Annotated in this window: 31 protein-coding genes; 23 read left to right on the top strand and 8 right to left on the bottom strand. The window is 64.3% G+C overall.

What is annotated here, in order from left to right; genetic code table 11:
* Positions 1–141 precede the first annotated feature (141 nt).
* Together AAHK20_RS17725 and AAHK20_RS17730 are read left to right on the top strand one after the other, a co-directional pair.
* Positions 142–603: an Lrp/AsnC family transcriptional regulator gene (locus tag AAHK20_RS17725; protein WP_449182802.1), complete on the top strand. Its 462-nt coding sequence runs from the start codon at positions 142–144 to the stop codon at positions 601–603.
* A gap of 388 nt (positions 604–991) precedes the next feature.
* Complete coding sequence (locus tag AAHK20_RS17730) at positions 992–1,921, top strand: hypothetical protein (protein ID WP_449182803.1); 930 nt, start codon at positions 992–994, stop codon at positions 1,919–1,921.
* Here the strand turns inward: AAHK20_RS17730 and AAHK20_RS17735 are convergent.
* The 8 genes from AAHK20_RS17735 to AAHK20_RS17770 form a co-directional block, all read right to left on the bottom strand.
* On the bottom strand, positions 1,888–2,172 hold the full coding sequence (locus tag AAHK20_RS17735; RefSeq protein ID WP_449182804.1) for a hypothetical protein: 285 nt from the start codon (positions 2,170–2,172) through the stop codon (positions 1,888–1,890). The two genes, AAHK20_RS17730 and AAHK20_RS17735, sit on opposite strands and share 34 nt — an antisense overlap.
* Before the next feature lie 63 nt (positions 2,173–2,235).
* Positions 2,236–4,326, bottom strand: coding sequence for a flagellar biosynthesis protein FlhA (locus AAHK20_RS17740; RefSeq protein WP_449182805.1), 2,091 nt, complete (start codon positions 4,324–4,326; stop codon positions 2,236–2,238).
* Positions 4,323–5,462 carry a flagellar type III secretion system protein FlhB gene (gene flhB / locus AAHK20_RS17745; protein ID WP_449182806.1) on the bottom strand — a complete coding sequence of 380 codons (1,140 nt, stop codon included), beginning with the start codon at positions 5,460–5,462 and terminating at the stop codon, positions 4,323–4,325. The genes AAHK20_RS17740 and flhB overlap by 4 nt, the downstream gene beginning before the upstream one ends.
* The gene (gene fliR / locus AAHK20_RS17750; protein WP_449182807.1) at positions 5,455–6,273 is read right to left on the bottom strand and encodes a flagellar biosynthetic protein FliR; all 819 of its coding nucleotides are present in this window, start codon (positions 6,271–6,273) and stop codon (positions 5,455–5,457) included. Before fliR ends, flhB begins: the two co-directional genes overlap by 8 nt.
* Positions 6,274–6,284: 11 nt before the next feature.
* Positions 6,285–6,557: a flagellar biosynthesis protein FliQ gene (gene fliQ, locus AAHK20_RS17755; RefSeq protein ID WP_449182808.1), complete on the bottom strand. Its 273-nt coding sequence runs from the start codon at positions 6,555–6,557 to the stop codon at positions 6,285–6,287.
* Positions 6,558–6,561: 4 nt separating this feature from the next.
* A complete protein-coding gene (gene fliP, locus AAHK20_RS17760; RefSeq protein ID WP_449182809.1) occupies positions 6,562–7,326 on the bottom strand; it encodes a flagellar type III secretion system pore protein FliP in 765 nt (254 codons plus the stop codon).
* Positions 7,323–7,670, bottom strand: coding sequence for a FliM/FliN family flagellar motor switch protein (locus tag AAHK20_RS17765; RefSeq protein ID WP_449182810.1), 348 nt, complete (start codon positions 7,668–7,670; stop codon positions 7,323–7,325). The genes fliP and AAHK20_RS17765 overlap by 4 nt, the downstream gene beginning before the upstream one ends.
* A gap of 3 nt (positions 7,671–7,673) precedes the next feature.
* A complete protein-coding gene (locus tag AAHK20_RS17770; protein WP_449182811.1) occupies positions 7,674–8,528 on the bottom strand; it encodes a FliM/FliN family flagellar motor switch protein in 855 nt (284 codons plus the stop codon).
* Positions 8,529–9,295: 767 nt separating this feature from the next.
* Here AAHK20_RS17770 and fliE point away from each other — a divergent pair.
* The 21 genes from fliE (at position 9,296) to flgH (ending at position 25,450) form a co-directional block, all read left to right on the top strand.
* Positions 9,296–9,622 (top strand): flagellar hook-basal body complex protein FliE, encoded by a 327-nt coding sequence (fliE, locus tag AAHK20_RS17775; protein ID WP_449182812.1) that lies wholly within the window; start codon positions 9,296–9,298, stop codon positions 9,620–9,622.
* An 83-nt stretch (positions 9,623–9,705) separates the two neighbouring features.
* A complete protein-coding gene (gene fliF, locus AAHK20_RS17780; RefSeq protein ID WP_449182977.1) occupies positions 9,706–11,316 on the top strand; it encodes a flagellar basal-body MS-ring/collar protein FliF in 1,611 nt (536 codons plus the stop codon).
* Complete coding sequence (locus AAHK20_RS17785; protein ID WP_449182813.1) at positions 11,297–12,313, top strand: FliG C-terminal domain-containing protein; 1,017 nt, start codon at positions 11,297–11,299, stop codon at positions 12,311–12,313. Before fliF ends, AAHK20_RS17785 begins: the two co-directional genes overlap by 20 nt.
* On the top strand, positions 12,310–13,068 hold the full coding sequence (fliH, locus tag AAHK20_RS17790) for a flagellar assembly protein FliH (protein WP_449182814.1): 759 nt from the start codon (positions 12,310–12,312) through the stop codon (positions 13,066–13,068). Before AAHK20_RS17785 ends, fliH begins: the two co-directional genes overlap by 4 nt.
* A complete protein-coding gene (fliI, locus tag AAHK20_RS17795) occupies positions 13,065–14,372 on the top strand; it encodes a flagellar protein export ATPase FliI (protein WP_449182815.1) in 1,308 nt (435 codons plus the stop codon). Before fliH ends, fliI begins: the two co-directional genes overlap by 4 nt.
* Positions 14,369–14,806, top strand: coding sequence for a flagellar FliJ family protein (locus tag AAHK20_RS17800; protein ID WP_449182816.1), 438 nt, complete (start codon positions 14,369–14,371; stop codon positions 14,804–14,806). The genes fliI and AAHK20_RS17800 overlap by 4 nt, the downstream gene beginning before the upstream one ends.
* Before the next feature lie 46 nt (positions 14,807–14,852).
* The gene (gene fliD, locus AAHK20_RS17805; protein WP_449182817.1) at positions 14,853–16,226 is read left to right on the top strand and encodes a flagellar filament capping protein FliD; all 1,374 of its coding nucleotides are present in this window, start codon (positions 14,853–14,855) and stop codon (positions 16,224–16,226) included.
* Between the two features lie 22 nt (positions 16,227–16,248).
* The gene (fliS, locus tag AAHK20_RS17810) at positions 16,249–16,644 is read left to right on the top strand and encodes a flagellar export chaperone FliS (RefSeq protein WP_449182818.1); all 396 of its coding nucleotides are present in this window, start codon (positions 16,249–16,251) and stop codon (positions 16,642–16,644) included.
* Positions 16,628–16,930 carry a hypothetical protein gene (locus AAHK20_RS17815; protein WP_449182819.1) on the top strand — a complete coding sequence of 101 codons (303 nt, stop codon included), beginning with the start codon at positions 16,628–16,630 and terminating at the stop codon, positions 16,928–16,930. Before fliS ends, AAHK20_RS17815 begins: the two co-directional genes overlap by 17 nt.
* Before the next feature lie 5 nt (positions 16,931–16,935).
* On the top strand, positions 16,936–18,207 hold the full coding sequence (locus tag AAHK20_RS17820; RefSeq protein WP_449182820.1) for a flagellar hook-length control protein FliK: 1,272 nt from the start codon (positions 16,936–16,938) through the stop codon (positions 18,205–18,207).
* Positions 18,204–18,902, top strand: coding sequence for an RNA polymerase sigma factor FliA (fliA, locus tag AAHK20_RS17825; RefSeq protein ID WP_449182821.1), 699 nt, complete (start codon positions 18,204–18,206; stop codon positions 18,900–18,902). Before AAHK20_RS17820 ends, fliA begins: the two co-directional genes overlap by 4 nt.
* A 29-nt stretch (positions 18,903–18,931) precedes the next feature.
* Positions 18,932–19,210, top strand: a complete 279-nt coding sequence (locus tag AAHK20_RS17830; protein WP_449182822.1) for a flagellar biosynthesis anti-sigma factor FlgM — start codon at positions 18,932–18,934, stop codon at positions 19,208–19,210.
* The gene (locus AAHK20_RS17835; RefSeq protein ID WP_449182823.1) at positions 19,207–19,632 is read left to right on the top strand and encodes a flagellar protein FlgN; all 426 of its coding nucleotides are present in this window, start codon (positions 19,207–19,209) and stop codon (positions 19,630–19,632) included. Before AAHK20_RS17830 ends, AAHK20_RS17835 begins: the two co-directional genes overlap by 4 nt.
* Complete coding sequence (locus tag AAHK20_RS17840) at positions 19,619–20,404, top strand: glycoside hydrolase family 73 protein (RefSeq protein WP_449182824.1); 786 nt, start codon at positions 19,619–19,621, stop codon at positions 20,402–20,404. Before AAHK20_RS17835 ends, AAHK20_RS17840 begins: the two co-directional genes overlap by 14 nt.
* A gap of 17 nt (positions 20,405–20,421) precedes the next feature.
* On the top strand, positions 20,422–20,796 hold the full coding sequence (flgB, locus tag AAHK20_RS17845) for a flagellar basal body rod protein FlgB (protein ID WP_449182825.1): 375 nt from the start codon (positions 20,422–20,424) through the stop codon (positions 20,794–20,796).
* Positions 20,797–20,801: 5 nt separating this feature from the next.
* Positions 20,802–21,221 (top strand): flagellar basal body rod protein FlgC, encoded by a 420-nt coding sequence (gene flgC, locus AAHK20_RS17850; protein ID WP_449182826.1) that lies wholly within the window; start codon positions 20,802–20,804, stop codon positions 21,219–21,221.
* Positions 21,222–21,232: 11 nt separating this feature from the next.
* Positions 21,233–22,024: a flagellar hook capping FlgD N-terminal domain-containing protein gene (locus tag AAHK20_RS17855; RefSeq protein ID WP_449182827.1), complete on the top strand. Its 792-nt coding sequence runs from the start codon at positions 21,233–21,235 to the stop codon at positions 22,022–22,024.
* A gap of 12 nt (positions 22,025–22,036) precedes the next feature.
* On the top strand, positions 22,037–23,206 hold the full coding sequence (locus AAHK20_RS17860; RefSeq protein ID WP_449182828.1) for a flagellar hook-basal body complex protein: 1,170 nt from the start codon (positions 22,037–22,039) through the stop codon (positions 23,204–23,206).
* A gap of 4 nt (positions 23,207–23,210) precedes the next feature.
* Complete coding sequence (locus tag AAHK20_RS17865; protein ID WP_449182829.1) at positions 23,211–23,939, top strand: flagellar basal body rod protein FlgF; 729 nt, start codon at positions 23,211–23,213, stop codon at positions 23,937–23,939.
* A gap of 27 nt (positions 23,940–23,966) precedes the next feature.
* Entirely contained in the window at positions 23,967–24,755 is a 789-nt protein-coding gene (gene flgG, locus AAHK20_RS17870) for a flagellar basal-body rod protein FlgG (protein WP_449182830.1), read from the top strand.
* Positions 24,752–25,450, top strand: a complete 699-nt coding sequence (flgH, locus tag AAHK20_RS17875; protein ID WP_449182831.1) for a flagellar basal body L-ring protein FlgH — start codon at positions 24,752–24,754, stop codon at positions 25,448–25,450. The genes flgG and flgH overlap by 4 nt, the downstream gene beginning before the upstream one ends.
* The last annotated feature ends 3 nt before the right edge of the window (positions 25,451–25,453 follow it).

Genomic DNA, 25,453 nt, shown 5'->3' on the forward strand with positions numbered 1-25,453 from the left:
TTCGATGCAGGCGCCGGTTCGATTCAGGTCGCGGGCATCGTCTTCTCGCCGAACCATGAGCGTTTCCGGCTATTTCCGGCCTTCGAGACCCGCGCGTTGGTGGAATACACTATGATTCTGCGCGTTCTTGGAGATCGACTCATGAAGCTTGATAAAACGGATCGCGCGATCCTGATGAAGATCCAGTCCGACGGCCGGGCCACCAACGCAAGCTTGGCCGACGCCGTCGGCTTGAGCGAAACGCCGTGCGCGCGGCGTTTGAAGCGGCTCGAGTCCGAAGGTTTTATCGAGGGCTATCAAGCGGTATTGTCGCGCTCGGCTTTGCAAATCGGCGTGGTCGCGTTTGCGCTCCTGCGCTTCGGCGTGCATGAGAGAAAGCTGGCCGATCAGTTCGAACGCGAAATTCAGGCGATCCCGCGCATCGTCTCGTGCCACAACATTTCGGGCAGCGCCGACTATCTGCTGCAAGTGGTCGCCAAAGATCTCGAAGATTACGGCGCATTTACGCGCGACGTGTTGCGCGCATTGCCTGGCGTGACCGCGGTCGAATCGGTGCTGTCGCTGCGCGAAGTGAAGCGCAATAGCGGACTGCCGCTTCTCTAGACTCCAGAACCTAGGAACGCTCTTTGCGCAGGTCCCTACTCAAACGGGTCCGCGATACGTCGCTCGTGCATGGTTCGTGCCGAAGCGCTTTTCAATGGCTACAGGCAACGACATTGTGGCGCATCGATGCGTGCGGTCCCTCATACCATTGACTGTGCTGTCGAGTGGGTTCTTGGGGCCATGAATGCAGGTTTCTTTTGTCGCTGATTTGCGTCGCATCGTTTCGAACATGACAAGAAGGCATCGTTCTCAGGACGACGCCGGGCGCAACTCGCCAACTGCGCGCTCGATTTTTCCGTGCGCGCTCGTGTACTTGGACACGGCGGCCGCGTCGAGTCCGAATAGCCGCAGCAAAACTCCGCTCAGCTATGTCTGGCAGGCGCTGTGCTTGAACAAGTCGCTGCTGCGCGCCGGCATGCCGCGGCTGAACGTCTTTACGAACGCGGCGGATCGCGTCACGGCGATGTTGGCCCGCGTGCCGGCCGACGTGCGTCCGAACGTGCACGAGTTGAACGCGACGAGCATCGATTTGCCGAAGAGCACGCCGTTTTACGCGGCGCATTTCAAGCTCGATCTGCTGAGCCAGGCGAGCGTTGGGTTGCCGGACGATGCGCTGCTGCTGTTGCTCGACACGGACATGGTGGCGCTGCGCCCGCTCGACGCCGACGTGATCCGGCGCAGCAAGCAACTCGGCGTGGGCGCGTTCGATATCTCCGATCAGGTGTTTCCCGCCTATGGCAGCGCGCGCGTGATCGAGGATCTCGAGATCGTCGCGGGGCGGCGATTGAAGAATCCGCGCTGGTACGGCGGCGAGTTTCTACTGGCGACGCCCGCGTTTCTGAAGCGGCTCGTGGCGCGCGGCAGAGAATATTTCGACCATTACACGGCCGAGCTTGCGCAGTTGAATCATCACGGCGACGAGGCGTTCGTCTCAGCGGCGCTCAACGTGTTGGCGGACGAAGGGCAGCCGATTCTGGATGTGGGCGCGTATCAGTCGGTCGGGCGCCACTGGTCGGGCAACACGCACCGCAATCTCTTCTGGTACAAGCATTGCGCGTTCGTGCATCTGCCCGGCAACAAGCCGCTCATCGAGCGCGAAGGGCAATACGACGAATTCGATCCGGCGCGCTTTTGGCGTTCCGTGTCGCTCGCGCACAAGGTCGGCTTGCTTCGTTGTGTGGTGAAGTCGCTGCTGCCGCGCTGGTCGAGGTCCGGTTCGCATGCATCGGACCGCTCATGGGGGCAGGCGTTCGGCCGCAAGCGGCGGCGGCACGGCGAAGTCGATCAGGAACCCTCGGGGTCGCCGAAGAGGCTGTGAATGTCCTTGGTGTCTTCAGCGAGGTTGTACTCGGCGCGCACCGCGTCGAGCACCTCGGCGATCACGCGCTCGTAGCCGATCGCGTTGCCGAAGTGCTTCATGGTCCAGTTGCAGCCGGTCTTGTCGGGCGCTTGTGGTTGCGGGCGCGGCACGCGAATCTTGACGCCGTCTTCGATCAATTCGTGAATGCGGTTGATGCGCCGGCTGACTTCATCTTGCAGGCGCGATGCGTTGAGCGTCTTGCGGTTCACGACGATTTCCTCCGCTTGGCGTAAGAGTTCAAATGTAGCATGTGGGTCCAACGTGCCGCGGGTTCAACCCAACGCCCCCAACATATTGACGTTGCGCGCCTCCGGCACTTCGTTATACGACAGCACATTGAGCCCGGGCGAAAAGAGCCGCGAATAACGCGCGAGCAGCGGCCGCAGTTGCGGAATCACGAGCAGGATCGGCGTCAGGCTTTGCTGCTTCATTTGCTCGCGCACCGCGGGCATCCGCGTCTGCAGTTGGGCGAGCAGATTCGGATCGATCGGGAAATTCTCGAGATTGACCGCGCCGGTTTGCTGCGCCTGCTGGAGCGACGACAGCAGCATCCCTTCGAGTTCGCCCGAAAGACCGAACACGGGGATATCCGAGCTCGTCCCCGCAAGTTCCGCGACGATCTCGCGCTTGAGCGCGCAGCGCACTTCGGCCGCGAGCAGAATCGGATCTTTCGTCGTTTCGCTCGCTTCCAGCAGGGCGGTCGCAATGGCCGCGATGTTCTTCAGCGACACGTTCTCGGCCAGCAGGATGCGCAGCACCTTGCGCATCTGGTTTTGCGTCATCGCTTTGTCGAGCGCGTCGGACAGCTTCGGCGCGATCGCTTCGAGCCGCTGCAGCAGCGCGGCGACGTCGTCGTGACGGAACAGCTCCGGCAGATGGTCGCGCAGCGCTTTCGCCACGTGCGTCGAGATCACGGCCGCGCTTTCCACCACCTGATAGCCGAGGCCCAGCGCATGCGGCTTGTCTTCGGGCTTGATCCACGTGACGAGCATCCCGTAGGCCGGATCGACTTCAGGCGTGCCGTCGACGTCGCCATAGACGTCGGGCGAGGGAATCGCCATCAGCTTGTCCGGATGCACGACCGCGCGCGCGATTTCCGTGCCGTTGACCGCGATCGAATATTGCGCGGGCTTGAGCCCGAGGTCGTCGCGCACCGTGATGGCCGGCAAGAGGAAGCCCGACGCGTTGCTCATGCTGCGGCGCAGCCCTTCGAGCCGCCGCGTGAGCGGCGCGCCTTGCTGCTTGTCGATCATCCCTGCGAGCTGAAAGCCGATCGACACCGACATCGGATCGATATAGCCGATGTTGTCCCAATTGAGCGGCTCGTCCTTCGACGAAAACAGCGCCGATTCGATCTTCTTCATGTCGGCGTCGTCGGCCTCGCTCGGCGTGCGCTGCGCGATGCGCCAGCCGACGAACGCGAGCACGAGCGCAAAGCTCAGGAACGGCAGCCACGGCATGCCGGGGATGATCGCGAGCACGAACATCAGCACGGCGGCGCAGAAGAGCGCATTCGGCGAGGCCAGCAATTGCCGGCCGACCTGGCGCTCGAAGTCGCCCGAATCGGACACGCGCGTGACGATGATCGCCGCGGCGGACGAGAGCAGCAGCGCCGGAATCTGCGCAGCGAGGCCGTCGCCGATCGTGAGCAGCGAGTAAGTGCGGAACGCGTCGCTGATCGACAGACCGTGCATCATCACGCCGATCGCGAGACCGCCGATCAGGTTGATGACGAGCACCAGAATCCCCGCGATCGCATCGCCGCGCACGAACTTCGACGCGCCGTCCATCGCGCCGTAAAAGTCCGCTTCCATCGCGACTTCCTTGCGGCGCGTCTGCGCCTTCTCCTGGTTGATGAGGCCCGCGTTCAAGTCGGCATCGATCGCCATCTGCTTGCCGGGCATCGCGTCGAGCGTGAAGCGCGCCGACACTTCGGAGATCCGTTCGGAGCCCTTCGTGACCACCACGAAGTTGATGATCATCAGAATCACGAACACCACGAGACCGACGACGAAGTTGCCGCCGATCACCACCTTGCCGAACGACTCGATCACGTGGCCGGCCGCCGCCGTGCCGTTGTGGCCGTGCAGCAGCACGACGCGCGTGGTCGCGATGCCGAGCGTGAGCCGCATCAGCGTGCTGGCGAGGATGATGGTCGGGAAGACCGAGAACTCGAGCGGCCGCTTGACGGAGACGCTCACCAGGATGACCACGATCGACAGCACGATGTTGAACGTGAACAGCACGTCGAGCACCATCGGCGGCAGCGGCAGGATCATCATCGACAAGATGACGAGCAACAGGATCGGGCTCGCCAGCTTAGCCCCGCGCAATCCTGAGAGTGATTGGAGTAATGATTTCATCGCTTAGGGGGAGATAAAAAATCGTCCGGGAGGCCGAGATCGGACGGTTGAACGGGGCGCGTGCGGCGCCGGCCGGCCTGAAACGCCTTCAGTTGCATCACATACGTCAAAACTTGCGCGACCGCGCGGAAGAGCGAGGCCGGAATCTGCTGGTTGACCTGGCTCGTGTTGTAGATCGCGCGCGCGAGCGGCGGCAGCACGAGCACCTGCACGTTGTGCTCCTTGGCGAGCTCGCGGATGTAGAGCGCCATTTCGTCGACGCCCTTGGCGAGCACGAACGGCGCGTCGGCGCGTTTCGCGTCGTACTTGAGCGCGACCGAGTAGTGAGTCGGGTTCGCGATCACGACGTCCGCCTGCGGCACCGCCTTCGAGATGCTGCGCTGGGACAGTTGCCGCTGCAGTTGGCGGATGCGGCTGCGCACTTCGGGGCGGCCTTCGGAGGTCTTGTACTCGTCCTTGATTTCCTGCTTGGACATCTTCTGGCTCTTCATGAACAGGAAGTACTGGACCGGCATGTCGATGAGCGCGAACGTGACGACCACTGTGGTCATCGTGAACGCCGCGTCGATCAAGAGGCCCGTGCTGCCCGCGATCGCGCGCAAGAGCGGCACCGATTGCAGACGCACGAACTCGGGCAAGCTCGAGGACACGACGAAATAGAGCGTGACGCAGAGCGCCACCGCCTTGCCGATGGAAATGCCCACTTGCGTGTAATGCCGGGCCGACACGAGGCGGCCGAGGTTGGCAAGCGGATTGAGCCGCGAAAATTTCGGCTGGAATTGCGAAAACGTCAGCACCCAGCCGCCCGGAAAAATCGAACCCACGGCAATGCAAATCGGCACGATGAACAGCGGCACCAGCATTTTCGCGAGCAGCGTGAACGCTGCGGGAAACAGGATCGACCACGCGTTGGAGATACCGCCGACGCCGGAAAGATCGGCGAGACACAGCGCGAACACGGCGCGGAATTCGACCAGCCACGACGGCGCGAGCAGCGTGAGCACCTTGAGGCTCACGACGGTGCCGATGGCCGCGGCGATATCGCGCGAACGGGCGACCTGGCCTTGCTCGCGCGCTTTGCGCAGCTTCTGGGGCGAGGCCTTTTCGGTCTTGTCGGCGCTGTTTTGGTCAGCCATGTGCGGCTCCGACAGCACCAACAGCACCCGCGGGGCCCGCGGTCGAACCCATCTCACGCGCCAGGAAGTCGAGCGCGCGCTCCGTCATATGCGCGTAGTGCCCCGGCACGGCGAACACGAGGTGGCTCACCACCAGGATGCCGACGACCATCACCACGGAAAAACCGAGCGAATAGATGTTGAGCTGCGAGACCGCGCGCCCGAGCAGGCCCATGCCGACCTGCACGACCATCGTCGCGAACACGGTCGGCAGCGCGAGCAGCAGGGCGGCCGACAGCATCCAGCCGATCATGTACGCGAAGTCGCGCAGCGAATTCAAGTTGAACGCATGACCCACCGGCCACGCGCGGAAACTGGTGAAGACGACCTGCACGACGAGCAAGTGGCCATCCATCGAAAAGAACAGCAGCACGAACAGCAGGTAGAGGAACTGCGTGATGACGTCGGACGACGTGCCGTTCTGCGGATCGTTCATCACGGCCATCGCGAAGCCCAGTTGCGACGCGATGAGAAAGCCGCCCGTCATGAACGCGCCGAGCACCAGATGAAACACGAGGCCGAAGAGGGCGCCGATCATGATCTGCTCGAAGACGAGCGCGATGCCCTGCGCCGACAGCGGGTCGACCGCGGGCGCATTCGCGAGCGCCGGCAGCACCGCCACCGCGAGCACGAATGCGCCGGCGATGCGCGCGCGCACCGGCACCACCGCATCGCCGAACAGCGGCGCGATCGAGAACGCCGCGAGGATGCGGAAGAAGGGCCATGCGATCTTGATGACCCACACCGGCAGTAGCGCGAAGACGGCGTCCATGGCGTGCGTCCTTAGCCGACCAGCTCGGCGGCGCGCCGGAAGATCTCGACGCAGTATTCCATCAGATAGTGCGTGATCCAGTGTCCGGCGAGGATCAGCACGCCGAGCGTCGCAAAGAGGCGCGGCAGGAAGCCGAGAGTCTGTTCGTTGATTTGCGTGGCGGCCTGGAACAAGGCGACGACCAGACCCACGACGAGCCCCGGCAGCACCAGCACGGCGACCAGCAGCATGACGATGCGCAGCGCACCGCCAATGAGTTCGACTGCGATATCGGGCGTGAGCATGGCGTCATCCCCTCACGCTGGTGACGAGCGTGTTGACGGTGAGCGTCCAGCCGTCCACCAGCACGAACAGCAAGAGCTTCAACGGCAGCGAGATCACGAGCGGCGAGAGCATCATCATCCCCATCGCCATCAGCACCGACGACACGACGAGATCGATGATCAGGAACGGGATGAACAGCATGCAGCCGATCTGGAAGCCCGTCTTGAGCTCGCTCAACATGAACGCCGAGGCCTTGACGATGAAGCTGTGGTCCTCGGGCTTCGCGATGTTGCCTTCGCCCGACAGCCGCGCGATCTGCTCGAGCGCGGCCTTGCTGGTCTGCGCGAGCATGAAGTGCGAGAGCGGCTTCTCGCCCGTGCTCACCGCTTCCTGCAGCGTGATCTTGTCCTGGTCGTAGGGGACGAACGCGTTGTTCCAGATCTCCATGCCGACCGGGCGCATCACGAGCATCGTGAGCACCAGCGCGACGGCTGTGATCACGCGGTTCGGCAAGCCTTGCTGCAGGCCGAGCGCCTGTCTCAAAAGTGAAAGCACGATGACGAAGCGGGTGAAGCTCGTCATGACCATCATCAGCGCGGGCAGCATTCCGAGCACGGTCATGAAGAGCAGGATCTGCGTCTTGATCGTGAAGTCGACCGGGCTGCCGCCGACCGTGCCGTTCATCAACGGCAACTGACCCGCCACGGCAGGCAGCGAGAGAAAAAGGCCGCCCGCGAGCGTGCATCCCAGCGCGAGACGGGTGGCCCAAAGCGAGCGGCGGCTGTTCATGATGCGAGTCCTTGCAGGTTGCCGATCTCGACCACGCGCAGACCGTAGTTCTCGCCGGCGACGACCACTTCCGCCAGGCCCACGGCCACGCCGTTCGCCTTGATGACGAGCGGCTCGCCCGCCAGGCGGTCGAGTTCGAGCACCGATTCGGGGCCGATCTGCATCAGCTCAGCCAGCGACAGCGTCGCCGAGCCGACTTCGAGCGTGACCGTCACGGGAATGCGCGCGAGCAGCTTGAGGTTGTCGCGCGCCGGCTTGGCCGCAGCCGCGGGGGCAGCGGGCTCGAGGTCGCCCGGCAGGTCGTCGAGCAATTGGTCCAGATCGGTATCGTCCATTGCGTCCATCGTTCACTCCATGTCTTCGAAAGCGGTGAGGCACAGCCTGCCGTTGTCTTCGGCAACCTGAGCGGTGAATAGCGGGGTGGCGCCGGCGAGCACTTGCGCGCGTGCGCCGAGCTGCACCGGGATCACCGAGCCCTTGTCGAGCTTGAGCAGGTCGTCGAGCGGCATGCCGGTTTCCATCAAGCGCACAGCGAGCTTCACGGGCAGCCGCGCCTGCAAGTCGGTTTGCGCGTCGCGCGGCTTGGCGCGGCTCCTCGCCGACGACAGCTGCGCGAACACCCGTGCCTGCCAGCGCGCGTCGAGCGTGAAGTGCAGGCTGCCGATCTCGCCTAGTGTGGTGTCGTCGATGCGGCAGGAGAAGCGCAGATCGGTCTGCGCACGATGCGGCGCGCCGGGGGCCGTTGCGCTCGGCGCGTCTTCGCGGCCGATGCAGGCAGCGAGCAACTCGCGCAATTCGGTGCCGAGATGGGCGGCGATGCGCCGCTCCGATGCGGTGGCGGTGCGCTTCACGGGCTTGCTCTCGTCTTGCGTGTGCTCGACGCCGTGGCGTCCGTAGCGGCACTCGAGGATGCGCAGCAGCACGGCCCGCTCGAGCGCGACGGCGATGCCAACGGTTGCAGGCGTGCCGCCGGGCAGTTCGGCCAGGGGCAGCGCGGTGTCGCGCGTCGAGAACGTAACCGGGCCCAGCTCGAACGAGGTGCCGTAGCGCGGATTCAGGCGCGTCTCGACGAAGCGGGCGAGCCGTTCCTGCACCGTGGCGCTGAAGTGGCCGAGCAGGTGCGTGGGGCGGCCGAGCGTGCATGGGTCGAGCGCCTGAAAGGAGCGCGCGTTGCCTGTCTTGATGTGGGTTCGCCTTGACATCGCAATCCAGTGAAAGCTATCAGCGGTTATTCATATATGGCTGGTTATCGGTTTTGCCTCGCTAGCCGATATGCCAGTCACTCGTCAATCATCTCAAAACAGATTAAATGCATGCCACCTTCGAATCATGCGGACCTCCTTCCGATTATTGGCTTGGTATCGGAGGGCAGGCGGGCTCGATTAATCATCTGGCAGGTTCGAATCGGTGGCTGATTTTTCAATTGGCCCGTGAGGCGACCCGGTTTCCTATTTGATTAAGGAGCTTCTTCGCGTATTTCGCTGGCGGCGTTCAAATGTGTTTAATGACGAGATGGATTTTAGCAGCGAGGGGTATTAATCGCGTCCGAATTGCTATGAGCGTCTCGAAATTACCCTGAATCTTCCTGAATTCCTTGCCTGGCCGCTTAAGGCGGGTGCGCACGTATCGCCTGCTTGACGCAACGGTAAATACCCGCCAAACCGCCGTCCCAAAAGAGGGCGTCTCTCATCTCATAACAATTCCGATTTGTTGATGAATATTGCCTGGTGGTGAACCCGGGCTATCTCCATAATTCAATCCGACAGCAAGATTGTTTTGGGATGAATCGAAATTCAATATCAGATGGCATTGACCTTGATTCATCCTTTTATTTGAAAGTGTTTTGGGATGAGTGAGCAGTGTGTCTCGGCGTGATGATGTGTTCGAGACGATTTCGCGGTCGGGTATGGAAGGCGACCGGAAATCGATAAATCTGGATTCCAAAGCCGCTAATTAATAAAGGTACGAGATGCAGCCCATACAAATGGATGTCGAGCAGATTCGCAGAGCGGCCGTGAGCATGCCGGACGCCGTGATGCCTCGGCCCGTCGCCGAGCAGGCGGACGCCGCCGGCGGCCCGACGTTTTCGGATGCGTTGAAGTCCGCGGTGCGCAGCGTCGACGACGCGCAGCAAACGGCCGAAACCAAGATGACCGAAGTCGACAGCGGCGCCTCCGACGACCTCGTGGGCGCGATGCTCGCGAACCAGCAGGCGAGCCTGTCGTTCTCGATGCTGACCCAGGTCCGCAACAAGGTCGTCTCCGCGCTCGACGACCTTCTGAAGATGCAGCTTTGACCCGCCACTTCAAAGGATAAGACGTGTTAGACGCTCTGAAATCCAAACTGAACGGTCTGAAGTTGCCGCAGGTCTCGGCGCTGATGCCGACCCCGGCCGCGATGACGAAGATCATGCCGATCGTCGTGCTGGCCATCGGGATCACCGCGCTGTCGACGGTCTACCTGCGCTACGACGAAGGCCGCTACAAGCCGGTATTCGGCGCGCACGAGCAAGTCTCGGTCACCGACATGGTGGCGACGCTCGACGGCGCGCACATCGCCTACCGCATTCACCCCGACACCGGCCAGATCCTCGTGCCGGATTCCGAACTCGGCAAAGTCCGCATGCTGCTCGCGGCGAAGGGCGTGGTCGCGAAGCTGCCGGCCGGCCTCGAGCTCGTCGATCAGAACGATCCGCTCGGCACGAGCCAGTTCGTGCAGGACGTGCGGTTCCGCCGCGGCCTCGAAGGCGAGCTCGCGCAAAGCATCGCGACGCTCGATCCGGTCGAGTCGGCGCGCGTGCATCTCGCGATCGGCAAGTCGACTTCGTTCGTCGTTTCCGACGCCGACAAGAGCACGGCTTCCGTCGTGCTCACGCTGAAGGCCGGCCGCAACCTGACCAACGAACAGATCGCGGCGATCGTCAACCTGGTCGCGCACAGCGTGGCGAATCTCGATCCCGCCAACGTGACCGTGATCGACCAGGCTGGCGATTACCTGTCGTCGCGCGTCGATTCGAACGACAGCTACGACGCCACCAACGATGCCAGCAAGCGCTATCGCGACGAAGCGCTGAAGAACGTGCGCGATCTGCTCGCGCCGACGGTCGGCGCGGCCAATTTCAAGGCCAGCGTGACCGCCGAGGTGGACAACGACAAGGTCGAGGAAACCCGCGAGCAATACGGCGAAACGCCGAAGCTGACCAACGAGGCGACGCGCGAGGAACACAGCGACAACCGCTCCGCGATCGGCGTGCCGGGTTCGCTCAGCAACCGGCCGGTGCCGGCGTCCACTCCGGCCGCCGCGTCCGCCGCGGCGGCGAACTCCGGCCCGGTGCGCACGGCTGCGACGCGTCAATACCAGTACGACCGCGACATCCTGCAGATCAAGCGCAGCCGCGGCCGTCTGAAGAAGCTCTCGGTGGCGGTCGTGATGAACAACGCGGCTTCGCCCGTGACCGGCAAGCCGTGGACTCCTGAACAGTTGAAGGGGATCGAGACGATCCTGCGCAACGGCCTCGGCATCGACAGCTCGCGTGGCGATCAACTCGTCGTCTCGGCGCTCGACTTCCCGGCGCAAGTCGCGATGGAAACGCCGTGGTGGAAGGACCGCGACACGCAGTTCGACATCGGCCGCTACGTGGGCTACGCGATTGCCTGCCTGCTCGCCTTCTTCCTGATCGTGCGGCCGCTGTTGCGCATCGCACAGCAGTGGGCCAAGCACCGCTACGGCGTGCCGGCCTCGGAAGCGCCGGCTACGACGGCGCTCGTCGAAGGCAACAACGCCGACGACAGCGACAAGGCGAAAGCGGCGCTCGAAGCCGCGACCAACGGCTCGATGGTCCCGCTTCTGGCGACTTACGAGCTGCCCCCGGCAGGTTCCAGCGTCGACGTGATGGTCGAGCATTTGCGGTCGCTCTCGGAGAAAGAGCCGGAGCGTGTCGCCGAAGTGGTCAAACAATGGGTGCGCAAAAATGGACAAGCAGCTAGTTGAGGAAAGCCTCCGTCATGGGACGGTGGAACAAGCCGCGATCGTGCTCTTGAGCATGGGCGAAGAGCGGGCCGCGAGCGTGTTGCGCTGCCTGTCGCGCGATGAGTTGCTGGCGGTGACGCAAGTGATGTCGGGTCTCTCGGGCATCAAGGTGAGCACGGTGCACGACGCGATCGCGCTGTTCTTCGATCACTACCGCGAGCAAAGCGGCGTGCACGGCGCATCGCGCACGTTCCTGCAGCGTTCGCTCGATTCGGCGCTTGGCCCCGATATCGCGCACAGCGTGCTCAACAGCATCTACGGCGACAGCATTCGCCCGAAGATGGCGCGCCTGCAATGGGTCTCGGCTCGCTGGCTCGCGCAACGCATCATGAGTGAGCACGTCTGCATGCAGGCGCTGTTCCTCGCGTTCCTGCCGCCTGCGCTGGCGAGCGAAGTGCTCGCCGCGCTGCCGGCCGAGCAACGCGACGGCGTGCTGATGAATCTCGCCCGCATGAGCGACGTCGACCGCGACCTGCTCATCGAACTCAATGAAGTCGTCGATTCGTGCATGCAGGACCTCGGGATGCAAGGCACGAGCGTAGCGGGCGTGAAGCAGGCGGCCGAAATCATCAACCGCCTGCCGGGCGACCGCGCGAAGCTCATCGAACAGATGCGCGAGACCGATCCGGAAGTGGCCGGCGAAATCGAAGTCAGCATGTACGACTTCTTCGTGCTGTCGCGTCAGAGCGAGTCGACGGTCATGCGGATCTTCGAGACGGTGCCGCTCGAACGCTGGGCGATTGCCTTGAAGGGCGCCGAGCCTGCGATTCAGCAAGCCATCATGAAGGCGATGCCGCGCCGCCAGGTGCAGTCGCTCGAAGACTCGATGCGCAGAAGCGGCCCGGTGCCGATGAGCCGCATCGAGGAAGCGCGCCGCGAAATCATGGCCGAAGTGAAGACGCTGGCCGACGCGGGCGAGATCGAACTGCGCCTCTTCGACGAAGAGGTGGTCGCGTGAAGCGCTACGTACCGTACCGGTTCCCGGCGCTCTCGAGCGTGTCGTCGTCCGCCGCCTCGCGCGCGGCGCACGGCCACGCGATCGATCCGGCGCTCGACATCGGCATGGATCTCGGCGAGGTCCTGCCGGAGGTCCAGGCCGACGCACAGGAAGCCACGGCCCGCGGCTACGAAGAAGGCTTCGGGCGCGGCGAGATCGAAGGCCACAACACGGGCTTTGCGCGCGGCCACGAAGAAGGTCTGCGCCAGGGCGCGGAAGAAGCGCAGCGCGCGGCGCAAGCCGAATTCGAAGGCGTCGCTCACACAGCCGACGGACTCGTCTCGGCACTCAAGCAATTGCAGGGCGAATTCGCCTCCGCGCTGCACACCGAATTGATCGACCTCGTCGAGAAAGTCGCGCGCCAGGTGATCCGCTGCGAACTCACGACGCAGCCCGCGCAATTGCTCGCGCTGATCGACGAAGCCGTCGCCACGCTGCCGCCCGTGACCGATGCGATCGAAATCTATCTGCCGCCCGAAACGTGCGAGCGCATCGCCGCGCTCGCGCCCGAGCGCGCGAAGGTCTGGAACCTGATCGCCGACGCACGCCTCGAGCTCGGCGAATGCCGGATCAAAGCGGGCGGACGCGAGATCGACGCCGGCTGCAAGCAACGGCTCGACACCTGCATGGAGCAAGTGCGCGAGCAACTGTTGCCCGAGCTCAACGCGCAGCGCTGGCACGAAGCGAATGCGCAGCCGCAGGAGGCCACGCAATGATCGCCGATGCCCTGCACACCTTCGAACTCGCCGACGTTCCCGTCGCGCGGCCCACGGGGCGCCTGACCGGCGTCGCGGGAACGCTGCTGAAATCCACCGGCTGCGCGCTCGAAACGGGCCGCCGCTGCACGATCGAAACCGCCTCGGGCGACTGGATCGAGGCGGAAGCCGTCGGTTTCAGCCACGACGAAACGTACTTGATGCCGTTCAAGAAGCCGATCGGCCTCGTGGCCGGCGCACGCGTGCTGCCGGTCATCGACGACGCCGAAGTGCGCATCGGCATGAGCTGGCTCGGGCGCGTGGTCAACGGCCTCGGCGAGCCGATGGACGGACGCGGCGCATTGGGCGGCGAGCATCTGCTCGCGGCGCATCCGCTGCCGGTCAACCCTTTGAAAAAGCGCCTCGTGCGCGAGCCGCTCGATGTCGGCGTGCGCGCGATCAACGGCGCGCTCACGCTCGGCAAGGGCCAGCGCGTCGGCTTGATGGCGGGCAGCGGCGTGGGCAAAAGCGTGCTGCTCGGGATGATGACGCGCCACACCGATGCCGATGTCGTCGTGGTCGGCCTGATCGGCGAACGCAGCCGCGAAGTGCGCGAGTTCATCGACGATTCGCTCGGCCGCGAAGGGCTCGCGAAGGCGGTGCTCGTCGTCGCGCCTGCGGACGAATCGCCGCTGATGCGCATGCGCGCCACCGAGCTGTGCCATTCGATCGCCACGCACTTTCGCGACGCCGGCCACAACGTGCTGCTGCTCGTCGATTCGCTGACGCGCTACGCGATGGCGCGTCGCGAAATCGCGCTCGCGCTCGGCGAGCCGCCGGCCACGCGCGGCTATCCGCCGTCGGTGTTCGGCCTCTTGCCGCAGCTCGTCGAGACCGCCGGCAACGGCGAGGGCGCGGGCAGCATGAGCGCGATCTACACCGTGCTCGCCGAAGGCGACGACCAGCAAGACCCGGTGGTGGATACGGCGCGCGCCGTGCTCGACGGACACATCGTGCTGTCGCGCGATCTCGCGAACCAAGGCCATTACCCGGCCATCGACGTGTCGCGTTCGGTGAGCCGCTGCATGAGCCAGATCGTCTCGAACGAACACATCCAGGCCGCGCGCACGCTCAAGGAACTGCTCGCGCGCTACGAACAAGTGCGCGACCTGATTCCGCTGGGCGGCTACGTGCAGGGCGCCGACTCGCAAACCGATCGCGCCGTCGCGCTATTCCCGCGCATCGAAGCGTTCCTGCGGCAGCGCGCGAACGAGCAAGTCTCGATCGCCGGCACCGTCGCGCAACTGAAGGAGCTCGTGCAATGAGCGCCGAGCGCACCGTCAAGAGCATGAGCGGCCTGTTGGCCGCGCGCCAGGGTCGCATCGACCGCCTCACGGCCGAAGTCGCGAGCCGCCAGACCACCTGCGGCCGCTATCGCGAGCAGATCGACACGATCGACCGCTTGCGCGTCGACGCGGCCAGCAAGGTGGACCGCAGCTCGCCTGCGCTCGCCGTGAATTGCGCGGGCTATCAGCAATCGATGGCGACGCTTGCCCACGAACACCGGCGCCTTCTGGCGCTTCAAGAAGCCGATTTGAAGGCGGCGCGCCGCCGCCTGACCGAACTCGCACTGCAACGCGAGCGTTGGCAAAAGGCGCTCGAGCTGCGCCGCGGCGTGCTGGTCCAGCAGCAGAACGTGCGCGAACAAAAGCGCCAGGACGAAATGGCTTCGCAAGCCTGGCTGCGTTCGCAACATTGAACGCGCGCCGGACGGTTTATCGCTTAACGCATTAACGGAGAAGGAAATGGGAACTATCGATTTCAACGACCCCCAAGGCACGGCAGACTATTTGGCTCAGGTTTACACGCAGAACGCGACCAAGCTGCTGGCGGCGCAGCTCAAGACGATCAACGCGACCACGGGCGCGCTGACCACGCTGCAATCGTCCATGCAGGCGTTCGAGGATGCGCTCAACGCGCTGGTGTCCGGCGGCAACGGCGTGGTGCAGCAATCGGCCACCTTCTCCGATGCGACCTTCGGCACGGCGACCGCGAGCGGTTCGGCGCTGCCGGGCACCTATCAGTTCTATGTCGATCAGCTGGCGACGGCCGATCAGGAAAGCTACGGCGCCAAAGGCGGCATGCCTTCGGTCGACGCCGGCAGCGCGGGCACGATCAGCGTCAAGCTCGACGACGGCACGAGCCTCGATGTCGATCTGTCGAAGGCCGATCAGGACGGCGACGGTCAAGTGAGCCCGGCCGAGATGGCGCGCGCGATCAATCAAACCGCTGGCGCGAACGGCGAAGTCAGCGCGTCGGTGGTGACGGTCAACGGCCAACAGCAGCTGGTTCTCACCTCGGCGAAGACGGGCGCGAACAGCGCGATCACGGTCGATACGAGCAAGGCCAGCGCGCAACTGCAAGCCGCGTTCGGCGATACCCAGACGAACGTGAAAGGGCAAGACGCCATCTTCCATATGGGCGGCGCCAACGGCACGACGATCACGCAGGCATCGAACACGTTCAAGGGCATCGACGGCGTCTCGGTGACGTTCACGCGCGCCATGAAGACGGGCGACGACCCCGTGACGCTCACGGTCGCCTCCGATTCGAGCGCGACCGCCGACAGCCTCCAGAAGTTCGTCGACGCCTACAACGCCCTGAAAAGCACGCTCAACACGCTGACCTTCGCCGGCGACCCGACCAACGGCAAGGCCGCGGGCCCGCTCGCCGCCGACTCCGGCATGCGCTCGCTGGTCAACCAGGTCGACAGCCTGATGCGGCAGAGCGTCGGCGGCACGAGCCTGCTGTCGATCGGCATTTCGGCGGACAAGGACGGCAACCTGAGCCTCGATAAGGACAAGTTGCAAAAGGCCATCAACAACGACCCGGACGCAGTCAACAAGCTGTTCGGCGATGAGAAAACCGGCTTCGTCGGTTCCATGGACAAGTACCTCGACACCTGGCTTAACTCAACGAGTGGCCAGATCAAGTCGCGCCAGGACACCGTCCAGGCGCAGCAGAAAACAGCGGATAAGAAGCAGACCGAAATCACCAACACCTATAAGCAGCTCTACCAAAAGTACCTGAAAGAGTTCACCAACGTGCAGGCAATAGAGAGCCAGATGGCCTCGACGTTGGACATTCTCAACAGCCTGGACACCAGCAGCAAGAAGTGAGCACCTAACAGAGGAATCGAACATGAACACCGTTGGCTATCAGAGCTACCACTCAGCGAACCTCGAGGCGCAGATTGCGAGCGCCTCGCCGGTCCAGCTCGTCCACCTGCTCACGACCAGCTTGCTGGAAGAGCTGGCTCGCGCGCGGGCGCACATCGTCGCCTGCCGCTACGAATCGAAGGGCACGAGCATCAACAAATGCATCGACATGCTCAACGGTCTCGCGAGCGCGCTCGACTTCGAAGCGGGCGGCGAAGCCGTGACGAATCTCGCGCGCCTTTACGACTACTGCGCATGGCGGCTGAACGAAGCCGGCATCGCGCTCGACGTCGAGCCGCTCGACGAAGTCGTGCGCCTCATGACGCAGATCGACGACGCATGGGCAGGCGCGGAGGCCGCACATGGACAAGCTCGCTGAACTGGTGCGTTCGCTCAAGCAGCTCGGCGCGCATGTCGAGCGCGCCGAGTGGGCCGAAGCACGGGACGCGCACGAAGCGTTTTCGGCGCTGCTCGCGGGCGTGGCGCAAGCCGGCCCGGCGGACGGTCCGCTGCGCCAGGCGCTGCCGCGTATCCGCGCGCGCTACGGCGAGGTGATGAACCTCGTGCTCGCGGGAAATGAAGACCTGGTGGCCAAGCTCGACGGGCTCGGCCAGAAGCGCGAAGGGTGGCTGGCCTATGGCCAGGTTTCGGAAATGAACGGGTGACCGACATGAGCGCAATGAACGTAGCCGGACTGCAGGCGCAGCTCGCCGCGCCGGCTCCCCAAGCGGAAAGCAGCGTGAGTGCGGCGCACTCGGCCGGCGCGCGTTCGGCGCGCGACTCCAGCGCGGCCGGCAAGTCCGATTCGGCCAGCAAGTCCGATTCGGCAAACGGCGCGAGCGGCGCGCGTGCCCGTACTCGCACTCGCAGCCGCGGTGCGGCAAGCGAGTCGAGTCAGCCGCAATGGCTGCACGTGATGTCGCAAGCGATGGCGGCGGGCGAGCCGCGCGGCTTCATACCGGGCGCCGCGTTCGGCGGTCTCGCGGCGGACCACGCGCAAAGCGGCGATGCCGATGGCGAGGCGGAAGAAGTCGGCGCGGTGAGCGGAGATGCCGCGCGTCGAGCGGGTGCGTTTCCGGCGGACCTGTCCGCGATGCAGGGCGCGCTCGCGCTGGTTCCGGGCGGTGCGGCCGCCGCGCTGCCGGTGCTGGGCAAGGCCGCTAACGCCGCGCTCGGCGCTTTGCGCGAAGGCTCGGAAGACACGCAAGACGATGCACGCGCAAACGAGACGGCGCAAAGCGGAAGCGCCGGCGGCGTGCCGATGTCGCAGAGCAAGTTGCCGAACCTCGCCAACTTGGTGCCGCAATCCGGCGACCGCGCCGCGAACGCGGATGCGCAACCGTCATCTGTCGCGCGCCTTACCGAACGCGTCGCCGACGGCGCGCGCCAGGAAGCGGCGTCGGCGGGCGCCGACAGCGGCGCGCGCAGCACGGATAGCGCGCAGCCGGTATCGGCGGCAACGGGCAACGGCTGGGGTGCGCTCAGCGCACTGCAAGGGGGCGGCACGACCGAGTGGGCGCCGGTCGCCTTGAAGGGCGATGCGCAGCAAGGCTGGCAAGGACAACTGATGGACGCGCTCGGCGAACGCGTCGAGGTGCAGATGAAGCATGGCATCGACAACGCGACCATCCGCCTCGATCCGCCGATGCTCGGCAGCGTGCAGATCGACATCCGTCACGAGAACGGCGTCTTGCAGGTGCATCTCGTCGCGACGCATGACGAGGTCGCGCGCCAGCTGCAGACGATCAGCAGTGCGCTGCAGAACGAGCTGGCGCAGAAGCAGTACACGGACGTCGCCGTCGTCGTGCGCAACGGCGGTTCGATGGGGCAAGGCGAAGAAGGACGCGGCCAGCCTCGCGAGAACGATGAGCAACGCGCACCAGGACGTGCCTTGGACGATGCCTACGCATCTGGCACGGAACACAACAACGCGGGAGCATGAAAGTGGGCTACGCAGCGCTTAAACAACCTGAATTCAACAACGGAGCGACTGAGCAAGAGTGGGTCATGGAATATGCGCCGCTCGTCAAGCGTGTCGTTTCGCAACTGAGCACGCAGATCGGCGGCATCAGCGAGCGTGAGGATCTCGAGCAGATCGGCCTCGTCGGCCTGCTGCAGGCGATCCGCCGCTACGGCATTCCTGACGAGAAGTTTTGCGGCTACGCGTGGTCACGCGTGCGCGGCGAGATTCTCGACGAACTGCGGCGCCAGGATTGGCGGCCCCGTTCGGTGCGGCGCGAGGCGCACCGCCTGCGCGACATGACGCGCACGCTGACGCGCGAGTTCGGCCGCGAGCCGACCGAAAACGAAATCTGCGTCGCGCTCGGCGTGACGCAAGCGCAGTACAACGCCAGCGCCGCCGCCAATCGCGCGGAACAGCTCGTGAGCTTCGACGAACTGCAAGACGACGCTTTGCGCGACGAAAACAGCCCGGAGCACCAGGTCTCGATTCGCTCGAGCCTCGAGCGCGCGCTGGTGGAACTCGACGCGCGCGAGCAGCGCGTCGTGCAGCTCTCCTACGAGTACGACCTGAGCCTCAAGGAAATTGCGGCGGTGCTCGATTTGACCGAAGCGCGGGTGTGCCAGATCAGGCGGGGCGCACTCCGGAAGATGAAGGACGTTTTGGTGGACGCGTGAGCGTTCGATCGAGAAACCAGGAAGCCATCATGCGAGTGACATTCAAACGAGATGCCCGTGATATAGCGCCAGTCAACGGCGTCTCTCCAATCCGCGCCGTCGATGCGCAGAACGAGCAGCAGAAACAACGGCGGAACCCGGATACGGCGGGCACACCCAGCGCGGCGCGCGGCAGGCCGCGTCCGCCGAGCGCGTTCGACGCGACGCGTGTCGCCGAATTGCGCGCGGCGCTGGCGGAAGGGCGCATCGAATTCGACCCGACCAAATTGGCCGCGCTGATTCAGCGCTATCACGGGAGCAAGAAATGACTCGCAACGATGCCTTGAAGCATTTGATCGTCAGCTTGCGGCGCGATCACGCGAAGTATGAAGCGTTCAATGCGCTGCTCGAAAAGCAGTTCTCGGCGGCCTTGCAGCACGACGCGATCGAGCTGAGCCGGATCGGCGCCGAAATCCTCGAACTGGCCGAAGTGCTCTCGAAGAGCCTGAAAGAGCGCCGCACGCTGGCCCGCGTGGTCGCCGCGACCGACCGGCCGACCGGCATCGACACGCTCGTCGCCCGCATGAAGGGCGCGCCGCGCGAGATGCTCGAACGCGAATGGGAGCGGCTCGTGAAGTGCGTCGCCGAATGCAAGCGGCTCAACACGCGCAACGCGGCGATCGTCATGGCGCAGTTCGAAGTGATGCAGCGCGCGCTCTCCGCAAAGGATGACATCTATGCTCCGCACTGAATTGAACCCCTCGTTCGCCGCCAGCAACGTGCTCGACGCGGCAAGCGGATTCGCCGCGCCGCGCATGAACGGCGCGACGAATGAAGGCTCCTTTGCGATGACCGTGCGGCAATTGCAAAGCGAGATCGAAGGCACGATCAAGAACGGCTTTGCACAAGGCCCGAGCGACGAGGCCGCCACCGCGTGGATGCTGAACAACCCCTTGCAGGCGCAGGCCGCGACGCAAGGGAGCGCCTCGCCCGAGGCGGACAAGGAATCGTTCGTGAGCCGCGTGAGCCCGTGGGCGAAGCTCGCCGCGGACAAGCTCGGCGTGTCGCCCGACGTGCTCGTCGCGCATGCGGCGCTCGAATCGGACTGGGGACGCCACCCGGTGCGCGACGCGAGCGGCAACGACACGCACAACCTGTTCGGCGTCAAGGCCGGATCGAGCTGGGACGGCAAGACCGCCGACATCACGACGACCGAGTACGTGAAGGGCGCGGGCGTCAAGACCGTCGACCGTTTTCGCGCCTACCCGGACGACAAGAGCGCGTTCGCCGACTACGTGAACCTCTTGCGCACGAACCCGCGCTTTGGCGGCGCGCAGCACACCGGCAGCGACGCAGCGGCCTTCGCGCAAGCGCTCGCGCAAGGCGGCTATGCAACGGACCCCGCGTACGCGGACAAGCTCAACCGTGTCGTGGCCGACGTGAAGGTGCAGGCCGCGGCTTCCGCGCAGCAGGCGCTGTCGGCTATGCAGCCCGCCGGGCTTGCTGCCTCGGACGACGAATAAACGTAAGGAGTTGAATCATGGGAATCCACTTGAACCAGGCGCTGAGCATTCACCCGCAGGCGCTCGAACTGCGCGTCGAGCGCAGCAAGGTGCTCGCATCGAATCTGGCCAACGAAACCACGCCCGGCTATCAGGCGCGCGATATCGACTTCAAGGCGGCGATGCAGCACGAGATGGGCGGCGCCGAAGCGGGCTTATTGGGCGACTTGGGTGGTGAACAGCCCGACTTGATGTACCGCGTGCCGAATCAGCCGTCGATGGACGGCAACACGGTCGAGCTCGGTATCGAGCAGGCGCAATTCGCACAGAACGCGGCCGACTACCAAATGGGGCTCACGTTCATGAACACGGAATTCAAGGGCCTCAATACGGCCATCAACGGTAACGGGTGATCGCCATGGGATTCAGGGATATCGCAAACATCGCCGGCTCCGCCATGACGGCGCAGACCATCCGGCTCAACACCATCGCCAGCAACATGGCGAACGCCGATTCGGCCGCCAAGAGCGAAGACGAGGTCTACCGCGCGCGCCAGCCGGTGTTTGCCGCCGTGTATGGGGCGACCGACGAAGGCGACGTGGCCGGCGCGCAGGTGAAGGTGCTCGACGTGGTGGAAAGCCACGAGCCGGTCAAGAAGCGCTACGAGCCGAACAGCCCGCTCGCCGATAAGGACGGCAACGTTTTCTACTCGAACGTCGATCCGGTCGCCGAAATGACGGACATGCTGTCGGCCTCGCGTGCGTTCTCGACCAACGTGGAGGTGCTCACGCGCCTGAACACGATGGAACAGGACCTGCTGAAGCTCGGCCAATCTTAAGGACATACGCCATGCAGATCTTTTCTTCCACGCAACAGAATCATTCGGTCGGCGCAAACAGCAAGCTGCTCGGGGCGGCCGACGACGGCAGCGACAGCGGCGCGAACAACAACACCGGCATTCCCAGCGCCGGTTCGGGCGCGATGTCCGACATGTTCACGAAGCTGCTCGTCGCGCAGATCCAGAACCAGGATCCGCTCGATCCGATGCAGCCCGATCAGTTCGTCACGCAGCTCACGCAAATGAGCCAGGTCGAGGCGATGCAGAACATGGCGAGCCTCTCGCAAGCGAACTCCGCGATGCTCGAAAGCATGCTGGTGGTCTCGCTCGGCGGCCAGGTCGGCTCCGACGTGATGGTCAAGACCGATGCGGTCGACCTTGACGGCAAGACGGCCGTGCACGGCGCGTTCAATCTCGACGCCTCCACCGACGACGCAGTGGTCACCGTCACCGGCGACGACGGCGTCGCTCACAAGATCGATCTCGGCGCGCAGAAGGCGGGCGAGGTCAAGTTCGACATCGATCCGTCAAAGCTCGGCTTGCCAGCGGGCCACTACAAGGTGGCGGTGGCGGCAGGCTCCGACGACGCCGGCAACACGCAGACGCCGTCCGTCGAGATCGAAGGCAAGTTGCAGAGCGTGCGCCTCGGCGACAACGGTTCGGTGATCTTGAGCGTGGCCGGCATCGGCGACGTCACGACCGCGGACATCACGCGTTTTCTCGGGAATCCGGACAACCCGGACAGCAACCCGGACCACAACCTGAAGCGCAGCGCCACCGCGTCCGCGTTCAATCTTTTCTAAAGAGGTTCCCAAATGAGTTTCGATATTGCACTGTCCGGCATCAACGCGATCAATAGCCAGCTGGATTCCATCTCCAACAACATCGCGAACACGGGGACCTTCGGCTTCAAGTCGGGCCGCGCGAACTTCGCGGCCGCGTATGCGGGCATGCAGCCGAGCGGCGTGTACGTCGGCTCGGTCACGCAGACGGTCGACATCGGCGGCAACGTGCTGCAAACCGGCCGCGGCATGGACGCGGCGATTCAAGGCAAGGGCTTCTTCGTCAGCAAGGACAGCGACGGCTCGATGCTGTACTCGCGCGTGGGCATCTTCAGCTCGGATAAGGACGGCTACATCGTCGACAGCTATGGCCGCCACGTACAGGGCTACAGCAGCGCCGGCGGCTTTGGCGACATGCAGGTGCCGACCGGCTCGATTCCCGCGAAGGCGAGCGGCTCGCTCTCGTATGTCGGCAATATGTCGGCCGACTGGACCGCGCCTGCGTCGACGACTTTCAGCAAGGACGATCCGCAGTCGTACAACAGCTCGGTGGTCTCCACCGTCTACGATTCGCTCGGCCGCGAGCACGCGGTCACGCAGTACTTCGTCAAGCAGGACGACGGCTCGGTCGACGTGCACTACACGATGGACGGCAACGACCTGCAAGCGACCAACAAGCTGACCTTCGACGAGAACGGCAAGCTCACGTCGCCGACGTCCCCGGTCGCGCTCGATCTCGGCACGCCCGATGGCGCGGCGGCATTGACGGTCAACGTCGACTACGCGGGCACGACGCAATTCGCGGGCGACACGACCACCACGACCAACAAGACCGACGGCTACCAATCCGGCGCGCTCACCGACGTCGCGCTCGACGAGAACGGCTCGATCATCGCGCAGTACAGCAACGGCCAAAAGGAAACGGTCGGCCAGGTCGCGCTCGCCACGTTCCCCGACGACGACAAACTGCAAGCCGTCGACGGCACCAGCTGGAAGGCGACCAACGCATCGGGCACCGCGCTCTATGCGACGCCGGGCAGCGGCATGGCCGGCAAGCTGACGGTCGGCGCGCTCGAGCAATCGAACGTCGACATGACCTCGGAACTCGTGAACCTCACCACGGCGCAGCGCAACTATCAGGCTAACTCGAAGGTCATCTCGACGGAAAGCCAGATGATGCAGGCGCTCATGCAAGCGGTGTAACGCCATGGATAGGCTCATCTACTTGATCATGAGCGCGGCCGATCGCACGCAGTATTCGCTGCAGATGCACGCGAACAACATGGCGAACGCGCAAACCGACGGCTTTCGCGCCGACCTGGAACTCGCTCAGAACAACAGCGTGAAGGGCTACGGCTACAACTCGCGCGAGGCGGTCGAGCTGGCGGCGGACATGGTCGACGTCTCGCAGGGCCACATGGTCGAAACGGGACGCGATCTCGACGTCTCGATTCGCGGCGACGGCTACTTCGCCGTCGAAACGGACCAGGGCGAAGCCTACACGCGCAACGGCAACTTCAAGATCGACGGCGACGGCAATCTCACGACGAACGGTCACCCGGTGCTCGGCGCATCGGGGCCGATCGTGCTGCCCGAGTTCGACGCCATCAAGATCGGCGAGGACGGCACGATCTCGATCCGCGCGCCGGGCGAAACCGACATGCAGATCGCGGACAAGATCAAGCTCGTCTGCGCGACCGCGCCCGGCGACGTGATCAAGAACGAAGAAGGTCTCATCGTGTCGAGGAGCGGCGCGCCGTTGCGCGACGACGAAACGGTGTCGGTCATGCCCGGCCATCTGGAGTCGAGCAACGTCTCGCCGATCGAAGAAATGCTCAAGACGATGACGCTCAATCGCGATTTCGAAGTGCAGATGCGGATGTACAAGGTCGCTGACGACAACGCCGACGCGGGCAACCGCCTCATCCGCGGCTAACGAAACGAACATTCAAGAGGTACCGAAATGAATCAGGCAATGTGGATCAGCAAGACCGGCTTGCAGGCGCAAGACGCGAAGCTGCAGTCGATCGCGAACAACCTCGCGAACGTCAACACGGTGGGCTTCAAGCGCGACCGTCTCGTGTTCGAAGACCAGTTCTATCAAATCGAGCAGCAGCCGGGCGGCCAGCAAAGCCAGAACGTCGCGTCGCCGTCGGGCATTCAGCTCGGCACCGGCACGCGGCTCGTCGGCACGCAGAAGGTGTTCACGAACGGCAATCTGCAGACGACCGGCCAGCCGCTCGATGTCGCGATCGTCGGCAACGGCTTTCTCGAAGTGCAAACCGCCGACGGCGACACGGCCTACACGCGTGCAGGCCAGCTGCAGGTGAATGCGGACGGCACGCTCGTGAATGCACAAGGCCTCGCGATCCAGCCGGAAATCACGGTGCCGCAAAACGCGACGGGCGTCACGATCGGCGAGGACGGCACCGTCACCGCGACCGTGCAGGGCACGGCTACGCCGCAGGAACTCGGCAAGCTGCAGCTCGCGAACTTCGTCAACCCGACCGGGCTGCTTGCGCTCGGCGACAACCTCTATCAAGAGACGGTCGCAAGCGGTTCGCCGAACGAGGGCGATCCGGGCAGCAACGGTCTCGGCAAGATCAAGCAGGGCTCGCTCGAAGGCTCGAACGTGCAGGTCGTCGAAGAAATGGTCGACATGATCTCGGCGCAACGCACGTACGAAATGAACACCAAGGTGCTGACCGCCGCCGACAACATGCTGCAGCAACTGGCGCAGGTGGCGCGATGAGCTCCCGCTCATATTCGCGCTCAGCTTCCCGTTCCGCGAGGTCCGCCATTGCGGCGGCCGCCCTCGCGGCGGCGGCCGCCTTGAGCGGGTGCGCCATCGTCGCGCCTCAGCCAATGCACGTAGACGGTTATGAGATGCCGCCGGTTGCGGAGCAGCCGGCCGGCAAGGCCGGCGGTCTGTTCGTCGATCAAGCCGCATGGTCGCTGACCTCCGACAACCACGCGTTCCGCCCAGGCGACACGCTGACCGTGATGCTCGAAGAAGACACGCAGGCGAGCAAGAAAGCCGGCACGTCGTTCGGCAAGAAGAGCACTGCCGACGTGAAGCCCGGCGCGCTCGCGACGATGAACATCCCGCTCGACACGTCGCTCAGCGCGAACCGGACCTTCGACGGCTCGGGCACGAGCGAGCAGCAAAACGCGCTGCACGGCGACATCACGGTCGTCGTCCATCAAGTGCTGCCCAACGGCCTGCTCGAAGTCAAAGGCGAGAAGGTGCTCGCGCTGAACCAGGGCGAGGAAGTCGTGCGGCTCACGGGCTACGTGCGCACCTCCGACATCGACACGAACAATCGCGTGTCCTCGCAACGCATCGCCAACTCACGCATTCAATACGTCGGCCGTGGCGCGCTTGCGGATTCCAACCAGGCCGGCTGGCTCACGCGCGTGTTGAACAGCGCGTTTATGCCTTTCTAAAGA

It is taken from the genome of Trinickia camelliae (genome assembly GCF_053525655.1).

Coding starts and splice junctions, on each gene's coding strand:
- AAHK20_RS17725 (WP_449182802.1), top strand. CDS start 142: ATGAAGCTTGATAAAACGGATCGCGCGATCCTGATGAAGATCCAGTCC.
- AAHK20_RS17740 (WP_449182805.1), bottom strand. CDS start 4,326: ATGAAATCATTACTCCAATCACTCTCAGGATTGCGCGGGGCTAAGCTG.
- flhB (WP_449182806.1), bottom strand. CDS start 5,462: ATGGCTGACCAAAACAGCGCCGACAAGACCGAAAAGGCCTCGCCCCAG.
- fliR (WP_449182807.1), bottom strand. CDS start 6,273: ATGGACGCCGTCTTCGCGCTACTGCCGGTGTGGGTCATCAAGATCGCA.
- fliQ (WP_449182808.1), bottom strand. CDS start 6,557: ATGCTCACGCCCGATATCGCAGTCGAACTCATTGGCGGTGCGCTGCGC.
- fliP (WP_449182809.1), bottom strand. CDS start 7,326: ATGAACAGCCGCCGCTCGCTTTGGGCCACCCGTCTCGCGCTGGGATGC.
- AAHK20_RS17765 (WP_449182810.1), bottom strand. CDS start 7,670: ATGGACGCAATGGACGATACCGATCTGGACCAATTGCTCGACGACCTG.
- AAHK20_RS17770 (WP_449182811.1), bottom strand. CDS start 8,528: ATGTCAAGGCGAACCCACATCAAGACAGGCAACGCGCGCTCCTTTCAG.
- fliE (WP_449182812.1), top strand. CDS start 9,296: ATGCAGCCCATACAAATGGATGTCGAGCAGATTCGCAGAGCGGCCGTG.
- fliF (WP_449182977.1), top strand. CDS start 9,706: ATGCCGACCCCGGCCGCGATGACGAAGATCATGCCGATCGTCGTGCTG.
- AAHK20_RS17785 (WP_449182813.1), top strand. CDS start 11,297: ATGGACAAGCAGCTAGTTGAGGAAAGCCTCCGTCATGGGACGGTGGAA.
- fliI (WP_449182815.1), top strand. CDS start 13,065: ATGATCGCCGATGCCCTGCACACCTTCGAACTCGCCGACGTTCCCGTC.
- AAHK20_RS17800 (WP_449182816.1), top strand. CDS start 14,369: ATGAGCGCCGAGCGCACCGTCAAGAGCATGAGCGGCCTGTTGGCCGCG.
- fliD (WP_449182817.1), top strand. CDS start 14,853: ATGGGAACTATCGATTTCAACGACCCCCAAGGCACGGCAGACTATTTG.
- fliS (WP_449182818.1), top strand. CDS start 16,249: ATGAACACCGTTGGCTATCAGAGCTACCACTCAGCGAACCTCGAGGCG.
- AAHK20_RS17815 (WP_449182819.1), top strand. CDS start 16,628: ATGGACAAGCTCGCTGAACTGGTGCGTTCGCTCAAGCAGCTCGGCGCG.
- AAHK20_RS17820 (WP_449182820.1), top strand. CDS start 16,936: ATGAGCGCAATGAACGTAGCCGGACTGCAGGCGCAGCTCGCCGCGCCG.
- fliA (WP_449182821.1), top strand. CDS start 18,204: ATGAAAGTGGGCTACGCAGCGCTTAAACAACCTGAATTCAACAACGGA.
- AAHK20_RS17830 (WP_449182822.1), top strand. CDS start 18,932: ATGCGAGTGACATTCAAACGAGATGCCCGTGATATAGCGCCAGTCAAC.
- AAHK20_RS17835 (WP_449182823.1), top strand. CDS start 19,207: ATGACTCGCAACGATGCCTTGAAGCATTTGATCGTCAGCTTGCGGCGC.
- AAHK20_RS17840 (WP_449182824.1), top strand. CDS start 19,619: ATGCTCCGCACTGAATTGAACCCCTCGTTCGCCGCCAGCAACGTGCTC.
- flgB (WP_449182825.1), top strand. CDS start 20,422: ATGGGAATCCACTTGAACCAGGCGCTGAGCATTCACCCGCAGGCGCTC.
- flgC (WP_449182826.1), top strand. CDS start 20,802: ATGGGATTCAGGGATATCGCAAACATCGCCGGCTCCGCCATGACGGCG.
- AAHK20_RS17855 (WP_449182827.1), top strand. CDS start 21,233: ATGCAGATCTTTTCTTCCACGCAACAGAATCATTCGGTCGGCGCAAAC.
- AAHK20_RS17860 (WP_449182828.1), top strand. CDS start 22,037: ATGAGTTTCGATATTGCACTGTCCGGCATCAACGCGATCAATAGCCAG.
- AAHK20_RS17865 (WP_449182829.1), top strand. CDS start 23,211: ATGGATAGGCTCATCTACTTGATCATGAGCGCGGCCGATCGCACGCAG.
- flgG (WP_449182830.1), top strand. CDS start 23,967: ATGAATCAGGCAATGTGGATCAGCAAGACCGGCTTGCAGGCGCAAGAC.
- flgH (WP_449182831.1), top strand. CDS start 24,752: ATGAGCTCCCGCTCATATTCGCGCTCAGCTTCCCGTTCCGCGAGGTCC.